We start from the raw sequence: 17,361 nt of genomic DNA, 5'->3' as shown, positions 1-17,361 counted from the left end.
AGAGGGTGATGACGTGTTCGACGTGGACCGCTACCTGCGGCGGATCGGCTGCGCCGGAGAGACCGGTGTGGACATCACGACGCTGCGGAAGCTGCAGAGAAACCACCTCATGGCGATTCCCTACAACAGTGCCGCCTACGACCTCGCTGACGGAGTGCGCATCGTCGACCTCGACGACGGCGCCATCTTCGAGACGAGCATCGCCGACGGGCGCGGCGGCGCCTGCTACCACCTGAACCGCCTGTTCCACCGGCTTCTCCGGGAGCTGGGCTACGACGTCACGCTGGTGGCGGGCACCACCGCCGAAGGCCGGGACAACTTCGGGACCGACATCGAGCACATGTTCAACCGCGTCTCCCTGGACGGCGGCGAATGGCTCGTGGACGTCGGCTATCCGGGCCCGACCTACGTCGAGCCGCTGCTGGTCTCCGACACGGTGCAGACCCAGTACGGAAGCCAGTTCCGGCTGGTCGGCCACGAATCCGGGACCGTGCTGCAACGCCGGGGAGCGGCCACCCGCTGGGGCCTCGTCTACACCTTCACGCTGAAACCCCGGCAGTGGAGCGACTGGAAGGAACTGGAGGACGGTTTCCGGAAGCTCCTGTCGGACGCGGAGCGGGACGACGCCCAGGAGATCCTGTGCGGCCGGGCCTTCGAGGACGGTCAGGTCTTCATGCGGCAGCGCCGCTATCTCACCGTCCGGAACGGCCGTGAGCAGGTCCGCACGATCACCGACGACGACGAGCACCGGATGCTGCTGTCCCGCGTCCTCTCCGGCGACCTCGGCTGAGCTCGCGCCCGATCGCAACCAGAAGGGGAAATGATGGAGAACGAGGCCCGTCCGTTCGCGTGGCTCGTCAACTTCTACCGGGCCGGGTACGAGGCGTACGTCCGGTTCCTGTGCGTCTTCTACACCGGTCAGCCGGGGGCGGCGAAGGCCGCGGACCCGGCGCACCGCACCTCGGGGGACGCCCAGGAGGAGGCGCCGTGAGAAGGACGGTTCCGGTGCGCCTCGGAGATCGTTCCTACGAGGTGCTCGTCGGCCCGGGGGTGCGCGCGTCGCTTGCCGGGGTGCTTCGGCGGCTGGGCGCGGAACGGGCCGTCGTCGTGTCGGCACGCCCGGAGGAATGGGTGCCCGACACCGGTGTGGAGACCCTGCTGCTGCCCGCCCGGGACGGTGAACGGCACAAGACGCTGTCCACCGTGGAGGCGCTGTGCGGTGAGTTCGTGCGGTTCGGGCTCACCAGGTCGGACGTCGTCGTCTCCTGCGGGGGCGGGACGACCACCGACGTCGTCGGGCTGGCGGCCGCGCTGTACCACCGGGGTGTGGCCGTGGTTCACCTGCCCACGTCGCTGCTCGCCCAGGTGGACGCCAGCGTCGGCGGGAAGACGGGGGTGAACCTGCCGGAAGGCAAGAACCTGGTCGGTGCGTTCTGGCAGCCCAGCGCGGTGCTGTGCGACACCGACCACCTGTCGACCCTGCCGCGGCGGGAGCTGCGGAACGGTTTCGGTGAGATCGCCCGCTGCCACTTCATCGGCGCGGGGGACCTGCGCGGGCTGTCGCTCACGGAGCAGATCGCCGCCAGTGTGACTCTCAAGGCGGGCATCGTGGAGGTGGACGAACGCGACACCGGGATACGGCACCTGCTCAACTACGGCCATACGCTGGGCCACGCGCTCGAAGTGGCCACCGGATTCGCGCTGCGCCACGGTGAGGCGGTCGCCATCGGCACGGTCTTCGCGGGCCGGCTGGCGGGCGCGCTGGGCCGCGTCGACCGGGCCAGGGTGGACGAGCACCTGGCGGTCGTCCGCCACTACGGCCTGCCCGCCGCCCTGCCCTCCGGCGTGGACCCGGCGGCCCTCGTCCGCCAGATGCGCCGGGACAAGAAGGCGATCACCGGGCTCGCCTTCGTCCTGGACGGGCCCGCGGGCGCGGAGCTGGTGAGCGATGTGCCGGAGGACGTGGTCGCCCGTGTCCTCGACGAGATGCCGCGTGCGCGCCTGGACGAGCTCGTCGGGGACGCCGCGGCCGATGCGGCGCCGGCATGAGGCGGTTCCCGCCCGCCGGAAGCCCGGCCCGCCCGGTGGACCGGCTCCTGGCCCGCAGGCTGGACGAGGCGCTGGCCCGGCCCGCCGCCCAGCAGCCGCGCTGGCCGGAACCGGAACAGGCGAGCGCCGTCATCGGACGGCTGCACCACGCGGACCCGATCGTGGCGCCGGAGGAGACGGCGCGGCTGTCCGGCCGGCTCGCGTCGGTCGCCCGCGGTGCGGCGTTCCTGCTGCAGGGCGGCGACTGCGCCGAGACCTTCGCCGGCAACACCGAGTCGCATCTGCGGGCCAACCTGCGGGTCCTGGAGCGGATGGCCGCCGTGCTCGGCCGGGCGGCCGGCATGCCGGTGGTCAAGATCGCGCGCATGGCCGGGCAGTACGCCAAACCCCGGTCCAACGCCGTCGACACGCTGGGGCTGCCGGTCTACCGCGGCGACATCGTCAACTCCGCGGAACGCACCCCCGCCGCGAGAACACCCGACCCGCACCGGATGGCGCGCGCCCACGCCAACGCGGCCGGCGCGATGGAGCTGGTCCGCGGGCTCTGCGCGGGCGAGGTCTACATCAGCCACGAGATGCTCCTGCTCGACTACGAACGGGCCGTGCTGTGGGTGGACGCCGCCGGCCCGGAGCCCCTGCTGTCGAGCGGCCTGGCGCACTTCCCGTGGATCGGCGACCGCACCCGCCAGCTCGACGGGGCGCATGTCGCGTTCGCGGAGCTCCTGGCCAACCCGATCGGTCTCAAGATCGGTCCGAGTGTCACCCCGGAGCAGGCCGTCGAGTACGTGCGGCGCCTCGACCCGCACCGCACACCGGGGAGGCTGACACTGGTGAGCCGCATGGGGCACACCCTCGTCCGCGACGTCCTCCCGCCGATCGTGGAGAAGGTCAACGCCTCCGGGCACGAAGTGATCTGGCAGTGCGATCCGATGCACGGCAACACCCGGACGTCGGGGAACGGGTACAAGACCCGGCACTTCGACCACGTGGTCGACGAGATCGCCGGTTTCTTCGAGGTGCACCGGCGGCTCGGCACCCATCCCGGCGGCATCCACGTCGAGGTGACCGGCGACGACGTGACCGAATGCCTCGGCGGGTCCTCCGGAATCGCCGAGACCGACCTTCCCGCCCGCTACCGGACCGCCTGCGACCCGCGGCTCAACGCCGGGCAGGCGGGCGAACTCGCCTCCGCCGTCGCGCGGATGCTGCGCGGCTGACAGGACGGACGTCCAGGAAAGAAGGCTGTGATGACCGGAAACCCGCCCATCGGCGGCACCACCCGCCTGTACGTCGTGGTGGGCGATCCCGTCGCCCAGGTCCAGTCGCCCGCGCTGATGAACCCGCTCTTCGCACGGCTGGGAATCGACGCGGTGCTGGTCCCGGTGCACGCGAGGCCCGAACACCTTGAGCGGATCGTCGGCGGGTTGCAGTGCGCCGGCAACGTCGACGGCATCTTCGTCACGGTGCCGCACAAGGCGGCGGCCGCCGGGCTCGCCGACCGCCGCGGCCCGATGGTGGAGATCACCGGGAGCGCCAACGCGCTCAGGCGGGAGGCCGACGGCGGCTGGTACGCGGAGAACTTCGACGGCCTCGGTTTCGTGACGGGCCTCGTGGGCGCCGGCCACGACCCGAGAGGCAGCCGGGTGGCGCTCGTCGGCGCGGGCGGCGCGGGAAGCGCCATCGCCGCCGCGCTGCTGGCGGCGGGCGTGGAACGGCTGTCGGTGTGCGACCCGGACACCGCGAAACTGGACGGGCTCCGCTCGCGCCTGGACGCGCACTGGCCGGGCAGGACCGCCGTCTCGGCCGAACCGCTGCTGGACGGCGCCGGCATCGCCGTGAACGCCACACCGCTCGGGCTGAATCCCGGCGACCCGCTGCCATTCCGCCCGGACCTCCTGCCATCGGGCAGTGTGGTGGCCGACATCATTATGCGGCCCCGGGAGACCCGGCTTCTTCGCGAAGCGGCGGCACTTGGCCACCGCGTCCATTACGGAATCCACATGCTCGACGGGCAACTGGCCTCATATCGTGCGTTTTTTGGCCTGGGCTGAAGAGTCCGGCGACTACCAGAGCGAGGGATGTGGGGCACCATACGCCGTCATATTCTGACGAGCAGCGGCTGATTCGCTCAATTCCCGAAAATCGGGCCGTCGTTCGATCATTTCCTCAATTGGCCCAGTGGAGATTCGGAGAGGTATGCACGCGCGACAGGGACCGGAATTCCCCCGTTGGCCCCAGTACGACGAGACCGAGCGGGACAGCCTGATCCGTGCGCTGGAGCAGGGCCAGTGGTGGCGCATGGGCGGGGACGAGGTGAACTCCTTCGAACGCGAGTTCGCCGCCCAGCACGGCGCCGAGCACGCGCTGGCGGTCACGAACGGGACGCACGCGCTGGAACTCGCTCTGCAGTGCATGGGCGCCGGGCCGGGCACCGAGGTCATCGTGCCGGCCTTCACCTTCATCTCCTCCTCCCAGGCGGCCCAGCGGCTCGGCGCGGTCGCGGTCCCGGTCGACGTCCGCCCGGACACCTACTGCATCGACGCGGCGGCGGTGGCCGCCGCCATCACACCGCGCACCCGCCTGATCATGCCGGTGCACATGGCCGGGCTCATGGCGGACATGGACGCGCTGGCGAAGATCTCCGCCGAGGCCGGTGTGCCGCTGCTCCAGGACGCCGCGCACGCCCACGGCGCGCGCTGGCAGGGCAAGCGCGTCGGTGAACTGGGCAGCGTCGCGGCGTTCAGCTTCCAGAACGGCAAGCTGATGACCGCGGGCGAAGGCGGCGCCGTGCTGTTCCCCGACACCGAGATGTACGAGACGGCGTTCCTGCGGCACAGCTGCGGCCGCCCCCGGGACGACCGCCGGTACCTCCACCGGATCGCCGGCTCCAACCTGCGCATGAACGAGTTCTCGGCGGCGGTGCTGCGGGCGCAGCTGCGCCGCCTCGACGAGCAGATCGCGCTCCGCGGCAAGCGCTGGACCCTGCTGTCCCGGCTGCTCGGGGCGATCGACGGCGTCGTCCCCCAGGGCGGCGACGTGCGCGCCGACCGCCACTCGCACTACATGGCGATGTTCCGCCTCCCCGGGATCGCGGAGGAGAAGCGCAACGCCCTTGTCGACCGGCTCGCCGACGCCGGCCTGCCCGCGTTCGCCGCGTTCCGCGCGATCTACCGCACCGAGGCGTTCTGGGAGATCGGCGCGCCGGACGAGACCCCGGACGCGATCGCGGAGCGCTGCCCCAACACCGACGCCATCAGCCGGGACTGCGTCTGGCTGCACCACCGCGTCCTGCTGGCGGGGGAGCGGGAGATGCACGCCACCGCCGAGATCATCGCCGACGCCGTGGCCGCCGTATGAGCGTCCGGGTGGCCTTGGCCGGGCTCGGCTGGGCGGGACGGGAGCTGTGGCTTCCCCTGCTGCGCGAGCACGGCGGCTTCGAGGTGGTCGCCGCCGTCGACGCCGACCCGGTCGCGCGCGCGGCGTTCGGGGAGGCGACGGGCATCGCCGTGCATCCCGCGGTGGACGCGCTCACCGCGGGAGCGGTCGACCTGGCCGTCGTCGCGGTGCCCAACCACCTGCACGTCGAGGTGGCCGGTGCCCTGCTCGCCGCCGGGATCCCGGTCTTCCTGGAGAAACCGGTGTGCCTGACCTCGGCCGAGGCCGACATCCTCGCGGCGGCCGAGCGCGGCGGCGGGATGCTGCTGGCCGGCAGCGCCGCCCGTTACCGCGGTGACGTCCAGGCGCTGGGACGGGTCGTGCCGGACCTGGGCGACGTCCGGCATGTCGACCTGGCCTGGGTACGGGCACGCGGTGTACCGCGGCCCGGCGGCTGGTTCACCCGGCGCGACAGGGCCGGCGGCGGGGCGCTGCTCGACCTCGGGTGGCACCTGCTCGACACCCTCGCGTTCCTGCTCGGCCCGGCCCGGGTCACGCAGGTGGCCGGCGTGACCTCGGACGACTTCGTCAACCTCGACGCGTGGCGTGCGGCGTGGCGGCGGGACCGGTCCGGCGCCGTCGCCGCCGACGTCGAGGACACCGCACGCGGCTTCCTGGTCCGCGACGACGGCGTCTCGGTCTCCCTGCGGACCGGCTGGGCGTCGCACGAGGCACGGGACGTCTCCCTGATCCGGGTCGAGGGCAGTGCCGGCACCGCGGAGCTGAGGTGCACGTTCGGCTTCAGCCCCAACCGGGAGCCCGAACCCGTGCTGACGGTGACCCGCGAGGGCACCATGACCCGGCTCGCCGTGCCCGCCGAGGAGATCGGTGTCGAGTACCGGCGGCAGCTGGACGCCCTCGCCGCGATGCTGGCGGACCCGGGCAACCGCGGCCGGGCCGTCGCCGCGGCCCGGCCGATCGTCCACGTGATCGAGAACTTCTACGCGTCCGCCCGCTCGGCGCGTGCCCGGCGAGCGGAGCCCGCGTTCCAGTAGATCCGGAGGTGCCCCATGGCAGTCCCCCTGGGCGAGCGGCCGGCCGCCGCGGCCGACACGTCCGCACCGGTCCGGCACGCCGTCGTCTTCGACCTGGACGGGGTCATCGTCGACAGCTTCGCGGTGATGCGCGAGGCATTCGCCATCGCCTACGCCGAGGTCGTCGGCGACGGCCCCGCGCCCTTCGAGGAGTACCGGCGCCACCTGGGCCGCTACTTCCCGGACATCATGCGGATCATGAACCTGCCGCCCGCGCTGGAGGAGCCGTTCGTCCGCGAGAGCTACCGCCTCGCCGACCGGGTGACGGTGTTCGACGGAGTCGTCGGGCTGCTGCTGACACTGCGGGTCCGCGGGCTGCGGCTCGCCGTCGCCACCGGCAAGAGCGGCCCGCGGGCGCGCTCGCTGCTCGACCGGCTGGGCCTGCTCCCGTTCTTCGAGCACGTGATCGGCTCCGATGAGGTCGCCCGGCCCAAGCCCGCCCCGGACATCGTGCGGCACGCGCTGAGCCTGCTCGACGTGCCCGCCGAGCGGGCCATCATGGTGGGCGACGCACCGACCGACATGACCAGCGCCCAAGGCGCCGACGTCGCCGCGGCCGCCGCGCTGTGGGCCGGCCCCGACGAGGCGGAACTGCTCGCCACCGGTCCCGACGTGGTTCTGCGGCGCCCGGCGGACCTCCTCGCCCTCTGCCCGCCGGTGCCCGGCCGCTGACGCGCGTGGCCCACTACCTCGGCATCGACGTCGGCGGCACCAAGGTCGCCTTCCGGGCCGAGTCCGACACCGGGAGCGTCGAGGAGACCGCGTTCCCCTGGGCGCCCCGGCACAGCGCCGCCCGGGATCTCGCCCAGCTCACCGGCCATGTGGCGGAGCTGCGGGCGAGGATCGGAACGGCACCGCGGGCGGTGGGCGTCGCGATGCCCGCGACGGTCGGCCCGGCGGGCCGGGTCACCTCGTGGCCCAGCCGGCCGGAGTGGACCGGCCTGGACCTGGCCGCGTCACTCCGGGCGCTGTTCCCCGAGGTCGCCGTCGCCTGGGCGGACGACGGCGACCTCGGCGCGCTCGCCGAAGCGCGGGAGGCCGGCTGCGACGACCTCCTCTACGTCGGCGTGGGCACCGGTGTCGGCGGCGGTCTCGTCCTGCGCGGCGAGCCGTGCCCCGGGCTCGGCCGCGGCTCGTTCGAGATCGGGCACCTCATCGTCGAGCTGGGCGGCGCGCGGTGCGTCTGCGGCCGGCGGGGCTGCCTGCAGGCGATCGCCTCCGGACCGGCCACGCTGCGCCGCGCGGAGCTGCTGCGGGGCGCGGCCGTCACGTTCGACGAGCTGCGGTACGCGCTGAGCGACGAGCGGCCGTGGGCCGTCACCGCGGTCGACCGGAGCTGCCGGGCACTGGCCGCGGCGGTGGCGGGGGTGCGGGAACTGGTCCATCCGCGCCGCGCGCTGATCGGCGGCGGCTTCGCGGCGGGCATCCCCGGGATCATCGACCGGGTGGCCGTCCATCTGGCCGGGCTGACGCGCGCGGTCCACGACCCGCTGCCGGTGGAGCCGGCCAGGCTGGGCGGCCTGTCGTCGCTGCACGGCGCGGTGTCGCTCGCCCGGCTGATCGCACCCCGCCCGGGACGGCCCGATGATCACGGTCTCCGCGCGCCCGCCGGTGCGATGCCGCCCAACCGGTCGCGCAGGTCGTCCACCAGCAGCTCGGCGCCGTCCGCGCCGCCGGCGGCGCCGAAGACGTGGTAGTCCGGCCGGACGAGCAGGGACGTGGCCCCGAACCGCGCCAGGTACGGCCGGTAGACCTCGTCCACGTCCACCACGTCGTGGGCCGTGCCGGGTTCGGCGCCGGGCGGCAGCAGCCGCACCACGCGGGTGCCCAGTTCGCTGAGGAACGCGAGCCGGTCCCCGCCGAGCGCGGTACGCGGATCCTCGGTGGTCAGCAGGACGAACCCGCGGCCCACCACGTCGTCGAACAGCCCGGAGACCCCCTGCCGGCTCACCCGTCCCTGCGGGATGACCGCACCGGCGGGCGGCTCGGCCTCCCGTGCTCCCGGCCGCCGGTGCAGCAGCCCGCCGGAGAGCGGCTTCGCCGGTTCCGGGCGGGTCGGCGGCCTGCCGCGCCGGCCGGCCAGCACCGTGGCGTCCCGCTCGGCGGCGGCCACCGGGTCCGTCACGCAGATCACCCGGCCCAGCTGGACCGACGCCAGGATCGCCTCCTCGGCCTGCGCACGGCGCTCCTCGGTGTAGCCGTCCAGGAGGGATTCGGGGGCCGGCCCGCGGAGCGCCAGGTCGAGCCGCCACGCCAGGTTGGCGACGTCGCGGATGCCCGAGCACATGCCCTGCCCGGCGAACGGCGGCATGAGGTGGGCCGCGTCGCCGGCCAGCAGGACGTGGCCCACCCGCCACCGGTCGGCCCACCTGGCCTGGAAGATGTAGGTGGTGCTGCGCAGCAGCGTGGCGTTGCCGGGGGTGACGCCGGACGGCGCCAGCAGCCGCCACGCCGTCTCGTCCCTGTTCAGTTCGGCCGTGCTCTCGCCCGGCAGCCGCATGAACTCCCAGCGCCGCCGCCCGGGGCCGCTGCCCACCAGCGTCGTGGGCCTGGCCGGATCGCAGATCTGCACGTTCGTGGGGACGAACTCGCGCGGCTCGCGGAGTTCGACGTCGCAGAGCAGCCACTCGTAGGAGAAACCGAGATCGGTCACCGGCACGTCGAGGCGGTCGCGTACGAAGCTGTTGGCGCCGTCGCATCCCACGACCCACCGTGCGGAGAGGACGCGCGTCGCGCCGTCGCCGGTCGCGGCGGTCACCTTCACCCGCTGCGCGCCGTCGGCGATGTCCACGACTTCGTGCCCGCGCAGCACCGTGACGCCGGGAAGCGCGGCCGCCCTGGCCGCGAGGAGTTCCTCCAGAGCCGGCTGGTGCATCGTGCTGGCGTCCGGCCAGCCGTAGGGGCCGGCCGTGGTGAACGCGATGTCCAGCAGCGTGTCGCCGCCGGCGGTGCGCCACTGGTAGCCGTTGGCGGGCTCGGTGATCCGGCCGAGGTCCGGCCCGATCCCCGTCCCGGCCAGCAGCCGGGCGGTCTCCCCGTCGAAACTGGTCGCCCGGGGCAGCCGGTACGGCCGGGGGCGGCGTTCCAGCACGGTCACCCGCCGGCCGCGCTGGGCGAGCAGCACCGAAAGTGTCGCGCCGATCGGCCCGTTGCCCACGATGATGACGTCCGCGTCCGTCAAGGAAAACCTCACAGGTCCACGCTTATCGACAGGCTGAATTCGGCCACACCAGAAAATGCCGGAACAATCCAGAGCGCACGTGACAGTCCGGGCGTCATGCTAGGCAGGCCGTGCCGGCACGGCATCCCTCAGCCTTATAGAGCCGTGTTCCTCGGCCGCCCCGCAACTACCCGATCTGGTGATGGCACCGGCGCCCCGCATGGGCAGAATTGGGGAAAATTGATTGCGTGGGGAGCAATTCGTGACACGAGCTGGATTTTGGCGTGCGCTGGCACCCACCGAGAAACCCCACGCCGGGAGAGAGGCTTACATCGGGTACACGGTGCGCGCCACCGGCCGGCTGGATCCGGACGCCCTGGAGACGGCCTACGCGGCGGTGTGCCGCGCCTATCCCCAGCTCGCGGCCCGGCTGGAGACCGGCGACGCCGGACCCGTCTTCGTCGAGTCCGCCGCCCGGCCGCAGGTCCGGGTCCGCGAGGGGGACCTCGAACACCCGTTGACCGGCGTGGAGCTGGACCAGGGCCGCGCGCTGAGCGCGCTCAGCGTCGTCCGCGACGGCGACGACGCGAGCGTGTGCCTGCTGACCCATCACAGCATCGCCGACGCCCGCCACTCCCTTGAGATGCTCGCGACGCTGTGGTCCTGCTACACCGACGCCGTACACGGCATGCCCGTGGACCCGCCGCGCCACCCGTTCCCCAGGTCGCTTGAGGATCTGCTGGCCGAGCGCGGCATCCACGCGGACGCCTCCACCGGAGCGGCCCCCTCGGGGCCGATGCCCGAACCGCCCCCGGCGGTCGTCCGGCACGTGGTCCGGCACCGCCTGACGGAGGCCGGGACGACGGCGCTCGTGGAACTCGGCCACCGCGAACACGTGACGATCAACGGCCTGCTGTCGGGCGCCCTGCTCGTCGTCGAGGCCGAGGTCCGCGACCTGCCGCTGACCGAACTGCTGCTGAGGTTCACGGTGAACCTGCGCGACCGCCTCACCCCGAGGGTCGGCGCCACCGAGGGCACGAACGTGCTCGGCGGCGTCGGGTTCACGGTCGCCGCCGGGACCAAACCCGAGCCCGTCGCGATCGGCCGGGCCATCGGTGAACGGTTGCGGGCCGGACTGGCGGACGGCTCCATCCAGCGCAGCCTCCTGGACCTGGTCAGCGGGCCGGCACGGGACGCCAGGCCGTGGGAGCCGAGCCGGGGTCCCGCCGTGGTCAGCGTGATGAACTGGGGGCAGGCGCCCCCCATGCGCACGCCGGCCGGCCTGCGGCTGACCGACCTGCACTCCGCCTCCCGGATCAGGGAGTCCTCGGCCATGGGCGGCTACGTGGTGAGCACCTTCGGCGGACGCATCGGTATCGACCTGGCCTGGCCCGCGGGGGATCTGGAGCTGCCGGAACGCATCGAGCGCCTGCGCGAACAGCTGAGCCACCTGACGCGGCGGCCGTGATCGCCGGTGTTCGCGTTCCCCCGTCGAGCGGACCCGCCGGAACCCGGGGAGGGGTGAGCGGCGTGCAGGTGCGTGAGCTGGCGGTCGCCGGCACTTTCGAGTTCACCCCTGACGTCCACCCCGACCCGCGGGGCCTGTTCGTCGCGCCTTACCAGGAACCGGCGTTCGTCGCGGCGGTGGGGCGACCGTTCTCCACCGCCCAGAGCAGCTACAGCCGGTCGGCGCGGGGGACGATCCGGGGCCTGCACTTCACCCGGACGCCTCCCGGGCAGAGCAAGTACGTGTACTGCGCCGGCGGACGCGCGCTGGACGTCGTTCTCGACACCCGGGTCGGCTCCCCGACCTTCGGTAAGTGGGACTTCGTCGAACTCGGGGGCGGGTCCTTCCAGGCCGTGTACTTCCCGCTGGGTGTCTCCCACGGCTTCGTGGCGCTGGAGGACGACACCGTGATGGTCTACATGGTCAGCAGCAGCTACGTCGCCGAGCTGGAAATGGCCGTCCACCCGCTGGACCCGGAGCTGGCCCTGCCCTGGCCCCGGGACGTCGCCCCGATCCTGTCCCCCCGCGACCAGGCGGCCCCGACTCTCGCCGAAGCACTCGCGGCGGGCCTGCTGCCGCGCTACGAGGACTGCGCCGGAGCGGAATAGGGCCGCGGGCCCCGGCCGCCGCTGGTCGCCGGCGGCGCCGGCCGGGCCGTCCGCGGGTGCGCCGGCGGAATGCGGGCCGGCGCGGTGCCGGTCGTTTCGATCGGTCCATGTCCGCCGCGGCGCCACGGCGCGCGTCCGGGGCCCCGCCGTGATCACAAAGTGGGCCGGCTACCAGGTGACAGGTAGTTCGACCAGCCCCTGGAATGCCTCTCCGGGCTTGACCGGAACCTCCTTCGCGGGAACCGCCAGGCGCAGGCCGGGCAGCCGTTCGAACAGCGTGCGGAAGGCGATCTCCATGATGACGCGCGCCAGGTTCATCCCCACGCACTGGTGCGGGCCGAACCCGTACGTCAGGTGGTCGCGGAACGCGGGGCGGTGCCAGTCCAGGGAGTCCGGCCGCTCGTAGGCGTCCTTGTCGCGGTTGATGAGGGAGAACAGGAAGAACACGCCGTCGCCCTCGTGGATGGTGGTCTCCTCGTCCACCTCGATGTCCTCGGCGGCCACGCGCTGGAGCCCGTCGGGAACGGCCACCAGCCGCGTCAGCTCGTCCACGGCGGCGGGCCACAGCGACGGGTCGGCGCGCAGCTCGGCGAGCCGTTCGGGGTGCTGGAGCAGGGTGTAGGCGCCCAGCGCGATCGAGCTGGAGGTGGTGTCGTGCCCGGTCACCAGCACGATCAGGAACATCTGGAGGATTTCCTCGTGGTCCACCTCGGTGCTGTCGCCGCGCTCGGCGAGGAGGGCTTCGAGGAACCCCTCGCCCGGGTGCCGCCTGGCCTTCTCGATCAGCTTGCCCAGGTAGGCCATCAGCTCGTCGTAGGCCGCCGCGGCGTCCGGGCCGAACAGGATCTGGTGCGCCTTCCGCTCGAAGTACTCCTGGTCCTCGTGCGGGATGCCCAGCGTCTCGCACAACGCCATCAGGGGCACGGGCGAGGCGAACATGGCGGCCAGGTCCGCGGGGGCGCCGTGCTCCAGCATGGCGTCCAGCCGCTGGTCGACGATCTCCTGGATCTTCGGGCGCAGGGAGTCGATCCGCCGCACCGTGAAGCCCGCCTGCGCCAGCTTGCGCCGGGCGCGGTGCTTCGGGCCGTCGACGCCCACCAGCGCGGTGAGCAGTTTGACGACCTTCTGCTGGACGTCGTTGAACTCGACGGCCGCGGCCGCGGAGACCATGGGCCAGCCGGGGTCGGTGCGGTCGCTGGAGATGCGGGGGTCGGTCAGGAGCCGGCGGGTCAGCTCATGGCCGGTGACGGCCCAGGCCCTCCGGCCGTCGTAGAGCGTGATCTGGGAGATCGGGCGCCGCTCGGCCAACGGCCGGTAGCCCGGCGCCGGCTGGTAGGGGCAGGTGCGGTCCTGCGGGAAGGGAACGGTTTCGGTCATGTGGAAGCACTCCCTGGGCAACGAGCCGGGCCACCGGGACCGGCTCCCGTCCGCCGCGGTGGACGGGAGCCGGCCGGACGCGGCCTCTGTCGGTGTGTCGTGGATTCCCGGGCTCAGACGAGCCGCACCGGGAGGTCCTTGGTCCGGGTGAACCCGGGCCGCAGGATCCACGGGACCTCTTCGCGGGGCACCGTGAGGTGCAGGTTCGGGAACCGGGTGAACAGCCCGCGCAGCGCCACCTCCGCCTCAAGGTAGGCGACGTGCTGCCCGAGGCAGCGGTGGATGCCCTTGCCGAACCCGAGGTGGCTCTCGCTGCCCACGGCCAGCCGGTCGACGATCAGCTTGTCCGGCTCCGGGAACTTGCGCGGGTCGGTGTTCGCGGCCATGATCAGCGGCACCACGGGCATCCCCCGCGGAATCATCACTCCGCCCACCTCGATGTCCTCGGTGGCGAACCGCGGCTGCCCGAACTGGATCGGTCCCAGGCGCTGCAGTTCGCGGACCGCCTGCGGCCACAGCGACGGGTCGGCCTTCAGCCGGTCGAGCTGGTCCGGGTGCTCCAGCAGGGCGAGCACCGAGTTCCCGATCAGGTACGTCGTCGTCTGGTGCCCGGCGGTCACCAGGCTGAACAGGATCCCGACCAGCTCGTCGTCGGAGACCCGGCCCGGGTCCTGCGTCTGCGCCTGCACGAGCGCGGTGACCAGGTCGTCCTTCGGCTCGGCCCGCCGGCGCTCGATCATGTCCCGGGCGACCTGGAGGGTCTTGCGCACGCTGCCCGGGAGCCGCTCGCCGTCGAGCGTGGCCATCGCGTCGCTCCACTCCCGCCAGTACGGGCGGTCGGCCTCGTCGACGCCGACCAGCTCGCAGATCACGGTGACCGGCAGCGGGTAGCAGAACGTCTGGACCAGGTCGATCGGCGTGCCGTCCCCGCCCATCTCGGCCAGTTCGTCGAGCAGGTTCGCGGTGAGCTCCTCGACCCTGGGCCGGAACTTGCCCACCCGGTGCGCGGTGAGCGCGTAGGAGACCAGCTTGCGCAGCCGGGCGTGGTCGGCGCCGTCGGAGGCGTTGATGAGGTTCTTCAGCCAGGGGATCAGGTCCTCGGGGACGTCCAGGTACTTGAACACCCCGTTCCGGATGTCCTCGGCGGGCGAGTCGTCCAGCGGGTTGGTGAGGAACCGCCGGTCGGTGAGGACTTGGCGCACGTCCTCGTACCGGGCGGCCAGGTACATCGGCGGCCCGCCCATGAATCCGCCGATCTGCAACGTCGGTGCCTCGCGCACCCTGGCGTGCGCGCCGAACGGATCGGCGACCACTTCTGGTGAGAACAGGTCGACCGGGTCGGCCTGATTCTCGGTGGTGGCGGTCATAGCGATTTCCTTCCGTGTGGAAAGCGTGCGCCGCGGGAATTACGTGCGGTCCGCCGATATGGGCGGGCGCGCGGAAGTCCCGATTCGGAACGATAAGAAGGCGAGGACGGCCGGACATCCCCCAACCTGATAGAACCCGGCGCCCGCGTCCGGGCAGGCCGCCGGCCCCGCCCGCACGGCTATCAATGCGAGGGATACCCGGCCGGTCGCACCCGCCTTAGCCTGCGTGTGGTCGATCACGTCAGGAAACCGCCGGAAAGTAGCGAACCTTGAGGGGTGCTGGTGACAAAGCCGACGCCGACCGAGATCGGGCAGGGATACGACGATTTCGCGGATCTGCTCGACCAGCTCTGGGGCGACAATCTGCACCACGGCTACTGGGACGACGCGTCCGACGGCGCGTCGCTCGACGAGGCCACGAACCGGCTGACCGGCGAGCTGGCCGGAATGCTGGCCATCGAGCCGGGTGATCGCCTGCTCGACATCGGCTGCGGCGTCGGCGAGCCGGTCATCAGGCTGGGCAGGACGCATGAGATCACCGGGGTGGGGGTCTCGATCAGCAAGCGGCAGGTGGAGCGGGCCGGCGACCGCGCCGCGGCCGCCGGCCTGGCCGACCGGCTGTCCTTCCAGTACGCCGACGCGATGGCCCTGCCGTTCCCGGACGAGTCCTTCGACATCGTCTGGGCGCTGGAGTCCCTGCACCACATGCCGGACAGGTGGCATGTGATCCGTCAGGCGGCCCGGGTCCTGCGGCCCGGGGGGCGGCTGGCGATCGGCGACTTCCTGCTCCGGAGCGACCACGGGAGCGGGGCCGACGCCGCCGCCCGGGTCGACCTGGTCCGCGAGGGCGTGCTGAAGATCGTCGATCTCGACGAGTACCTGTCCCGCATCCGGGAGGCCGGCCTCGTGCCCGAGACCGCCGAGGACGTCAGCGACCACACCCGCCCGTCGTGGAGCAAGTCCGCGGAGATCTTCGCGGCGGTGCGGGACCGGGCCGAGCAGTACATCGGGGCGCGGCAGTTCGAGCGCACGCTCTCGAACTTCCGCCAGCTCAGCGACGCGCCGATGGTGGGATACGTCCTGCTGACCGCCCGAAAGCCCGCCTGACCCGTTTGCCGTAGCGGAGTTCCGCGGAGCGGAGACGACGGGTCCGCGGTGCCTTCCCGTCCATCAGAAACGTTGCAGGTGGAGCCATGCAGACGACAGAAGAGACGATACGCGGCCTTTTCCGCAGGATGATCGGAGACGAGAAGCACATCTGGGCCGCCGTGTCCACGACGGACACGATCTGGGTGCTCTACGACCGCGTGCTGAACGTCTCGCCGGAGAACATCCAGGATCCCGACCGGGACCGGTTCTATCTCTCCAAGGGCCACGGGCCGATGGCCTACTACGCGATGCTCGCGGCGAAGGGCTTCTTCGAGCCGGCGGAGCTGGACACCTGGACGCAGCTCGGCTCGCCGCTCGGCCTGCACCCGGACCGCGTGCTGGTGCCCGGCGTGGAGATCAGCAGCGGCTCCCTCGGCCACGGGCTGCCGCTCGGCGTGGGGACCGCGCTCGGGCTGCGCGCCGGCGGGCGCACCGCCCGGGTGGTGGTGCTGATCGGCGACGGCGAGCTCGACGAGGGCAGCAACAACGAGGCGATCGAGATCGCCGGGCGCCTCGGGCTCGACCGCCTCACCGCGATCGTGATCGACAACAGGTCGGCCAGCCTCGGCTGGCCGGGCGGCATCGGCCGGCGCTTCGAGGTGGAGGGGTGGCGGGCGACCACGGTGGACGGTCACGACCACGACGAGCTGTACAAGGCGCTGACCCTGGAACCCGACGGGCGGCCCCAGGCCGTGGTGGCGAACGTCCGCGCGAAGGAAGGGGTCGCGGGATGACGACCCAGGCGGACAGGAAACTGATGCGGACCGTCTTCATCGACACCGTGATCGAGTCGCTGGCCACCGACCCGAGGGTGGTCATGCTGACCGCGGACATCTCCTCGTGGTCCTTCGACGAGGCACGGGAACGGTACCCGGACCGGGTCATCAACGTCGGGATCCGCGAGCAGGCGATGGTGAGCATGGCCGGCGGCCTGGCACTGACCGGGTTCCGGCCGGTGGTGCACACCTACACGCCGTTCCTGGTCGAGCGGCCGTTCGAGCAGATCAAGATCAGCCTCGGGCACCAGGACGTCGGCGCGGTCCTGGTCAGCATCGGCGGCTCCTACGACGACCTGGCGCGGGGCCGGACCCACCAGGCCCCCGGCGACGTGGCGCTGCTCGACACGCTGCCGGGCTGGACCGTGCACGTGCCGGGGCACGAGGACGAGGTCGAGGCGCTGCTGAAGGACGCGCTGTCCGGCGACGGGCGGGTCTACCTGCGGCTGTCCGACCAGGTCCACAGCGAGGCGGTGCCGCTCTCGGACGAGTTCACCGTGCTGCGCGAGGGCGCCGCCGGCGTGGTGGTCGCGATCGGCCCGACGCTGCGGCAGGTGCTCGAAGCCACCGCCGGCATGGACGTGACGGTGCTGTACGCCTCCACGATCCGGCCGTTCGACCGCTCCGGCCTGCGCCACGCGGTGGACTCCGCGGCGCCGAACGTGGTGCTGGTCGAGCCGTACCTGGCCGGGACCTCGGCGCACGAGGTGGCCGAGGCGCTCGCCGACGTCCCGCACCGGCTGCGCTCGCACGGGGTGCGGCGGGACCGGGAGGTGCGCGCCTACGGCACGGCCGCCGACCACGACCGGCTGCACGGGCTGGACCCCGCGAGCCTTGCCGAGTCGATCACCGGCTTCCTCCGGTAGCCCCTCCCGGCGACCCGGACGAAGTGACCTCAC

The 17,361-nt window shown here is 72.5% G+C and carries 17 protein-coding genes; 14 read left to right on the top strand and 3 right to left on the bottom strand.

Features of this window, described 5'->3' with window-relative positions; genetic code table 11:
* Window positions 1–13 precede the first annotated feature (13 nt).
* From ACQP1N_RS30480 to ACQP1N_RS30440, 9 genes are all read left to right on the top strand, one after another.
* Window positions 14–790 carry an arylamine N-acetyltransferase gene (locus ACQP1N_RS30480; protein ID WP_084263055.1) on the top strand — a complete coding sequence of 259 codons (777 nt, stop codon included), beginning with the start codon at window positions 14–16 and terminating at the stop codon, window positions 788–790.
* 30 nt (window positions 791–820) lie between these two features.
* Window positions 821–991: a hypothetical protein gene (locus ACQP1N_RS30475; protein WP_433227789.1), complete on the top strand. Its 171-nt coding sequence runs from the start codon at window positions 821–823 to the stop codon at window positions 989–991.
* Complete coding sequence (locus ACQP1N_RS30470) at window positions 988–2,049, top strand: 3-dehydroquinate synthase family protein (RefSeq protein ID WP_433227788.1); 1,062 nt, start codon at window positions 988–990, stop codon at window positions 2,047–2,049. Before ACQP1N_RS30475 ends, ACQP1N_RS30470 begins: the two co-directional genes overlap by 4 nt.
* On the top strand, window positions 2,046–3,266 hold the full coding sequence (locus ACQP1N_RS30465) for a 3-deoxy-7-phosphoheptulonate synthase (RefSeq protein WP_433227787.1): 1,221 nt from the start codon (window positions 2,046–2,048) through the stop codon (window positions 3,264–3,266). The genes ACQP1N_RS30470 and ACQP1N_RS30465 overlap by 4 nt, the downstream gene beginning before the upstream one ends.
* A 30-nt stretch (window positions 3,267–3,296) precedes the next feature.
* Window positions 3,297–4,100, top strand: a complete 804-nt coding sequence (locus tag ACQP1N_RS30460; RefSeq protein ID WP_067800073.1) for a shikimate dehydrogenase family protein — start codon at window positions 3,297–3,299, stop codon at window positions 4,098–4,100.
* A 145-nt stretch (window positions 4,101–4,245) separates the two neighbouring features.
* Window positions 4,246–5,406, top strand: coding sequence for a 3-amino-5-hydroxybenzoate synthase (rifK, locus tag ACQP1N_RS30455; RefSeq protein WP_433227786.1), 1,161 nt, complete (start codon window positions 4,246–4,248; stop codon window positions 5,404–5,406).
* A complete protein-coding gene (locus ACQP1N_RS30450) occupies window positions 5,403–6,479 on the top strand; it encodes a Gfo/Idh/MocA family protein (RefSeq protein WP_433227785.1) in 1,077 nt (358 codons plus the stop codon). Before rifK ends, ACQP1N_RS30450 begins: the two co-directional genes overlap by 4 nt.
* A 15-nt stretch (window positions 6,480–6,494) precedes the next feature.
* On the top strand, window positions 6,495–7,190 hold the full coding sequence (locus ACQP1N_RS30445) for an HAD-IA family hydrolase (protein WP_067800081.1): 696 nt from the start codon (window positions 6,495–6,497) through the stop codon (window positions 7,188–7,190).
* A 5-nt stretch (window positions 7,191–7,195) separates the two neighbouring features.
* Window positions 7,196–8,215 carry an ROK family protein gene (locus tag ACQP1N_RS30440; protein WP_433227784.1) on the top strand — a complete coding sequence of 340 codons (1,020 nt, stop codon included), beginning with the start codon at window positions 7,196–7,198 and terminating at the stop codon, window positions 8,213–8,215.
* On the opposite strand, the gene ACQP1N_RS30435 is transcribed toward ACQP1N_RS30440, so the two are convergent.
* Entirely contained in the window at window positions 8,107–9,711 is a 1,605-nt protein-coding gene (locus ACQP1N_RS30435) for a bifunctional 3-(3-hydroxy-phenyl)propionate/3-hydroxycinnamic acid hydroxylase (RefSeq protein ID WP_433227783.1), read from the bottom strand. The two genes, ACQP1N_RS30440 and ACQP1N_RS30435, sit on opposite strands and share 109 nt — an antisense overlap.
* A 229-nt stretch (window positions 9,712–9,940) precedes the next feature.
* Here ACQP1N_RS30435 and ACQP1N_RS30430 point away from each other — a divergent pair, with 229 nt between their 5' ends.
* Both ACQP1N_RS30430 and ACQP1N_RS30425 read left to right on the top strand, forming a co-directional pair.
* The gene (locus ACQP1N_RS30430) at window positions 9,941–11,146 is read left to right on the top strand and encodes a phthiocerol/phthiodiolone dimycocerosyl transferase family protein (protein ID WP_433227782.1); all 1,206 of its coding nucleotides are present in this window, start codon (window positions 9,941–9,943) and stop codon (window positions 11,144–11,146) included.
* Window positions 11,147–11,199: 53 nt separating this feature from the next.
* Window positions 11,200–11,793, top strand: a complete 594-nt coding sequence (locus ACQP1N_RS30425; RefSeq protein ID WP_306303170.1) for a dTDP-4-dehydrorhamnose 3,5-epimerase family protein — start codon at window positions 11,200–11,202, stop codon at window positions 11,791–11,793.
* A gap of 168 nt (window positions 11,794–11,961) precedes the next feature.
* Here the strand turns inward: ACQP1N_RS30425 and ACQP1N_RS30420 are convergent, their stop codons facing one another.
* Together ACQP1N_RS30420 and ACQP1N_RS30415 are read right to left on the bottom strand one after the other, a co-directional pair.
* Window positions 11,962–13,170 carry a cytochrome P450 gene (locus tag ACQP1N_RS30420; RefSeq protein WP_067800090.1) on the bottom strand — a complete coding sequence of 403 codons (1,209 nt, stop codon included), beginning with the start codon at window positions 13,168–13,170 and terminating at the stop codon, window positions 11,962–11,964.
* A 113-nt stretch (window positions 13,171–13,283) separates the two neighbouring features.
* Window positions 13,284–14,537, bottom strand: a complete 1,254-nt coding sequence (locus tag ACQP1N_RS30415; RefSeq protein WP_067800093.1) for a cytochrome P450 family protein — start codon at window positions 14,535–14,537, stop codon at window positions 13,284–13,286.
* Window positions 14,538–14,819: 282 nt separating this feature from the next.
* Between ACQP1N_RS30415 and ACQP1N_RS30410 the strand changes: the two genes are divergently transcribed.
* The 3 genes from ACQP1N_RS30410 (at window position 14,820) to ACQP1N_RS30400 (ending at window position 17,328) form a co-directional block, all read left to right on the top strand.
* Entirely contained in the window at window positions 14,820–15,644 is an 825-nt protein-coding gene (locus tag ACQP1N_RS30410; RefSeq protein WP_067800132.1) for an SAM-dependent methyltransferase, read from the top strand.
* An 86-nt stretch (window positions 15,645–15,730) separates the two neighbouring features.
* Window positions 15,731–16,420: a thiamine pyrophosphate-dependent enzyme gene (locus ACQP1N_RS30405; protein ID WP_067800096.1), complete on the top strand. Its 690-nt coding sequence runs from the start codon at window positions 15,731–15,733 to the stop codon at window positions 16,418–16,420.
* A 23-nt stretch (window positions 16,421–16,443) separates the two neighbouring features.
* Complete coding sequence (locus ACQP1N_RS30400) at window positions 16,444–17,328, top strand: transketolase family protein (RefSeq protein ID WP_433232868.1); 885 nt, start codon at window positions 16,444–16,446, stop codon at window positions 17,326–17,328.
* Window positions 17,329–17,361 lie beyond the last annotated feature (33 nt).

Origin of the sequence: Actinomadura formosensis (assembly GCF_050948385.1) — a bacterium.
In the GTDB taxonomy this organism is placed as follows: Bacteria; Actinomycetota; Actinomycetes; order Streptosporangiales; family Streptosporangiaceae; genus Spirillospora; species Spirillospora formosensis.
Note: the sequence above shows the minus strand (reverse complement) of the source record. Positions and strands in the feature narration are given on the sequence as shown.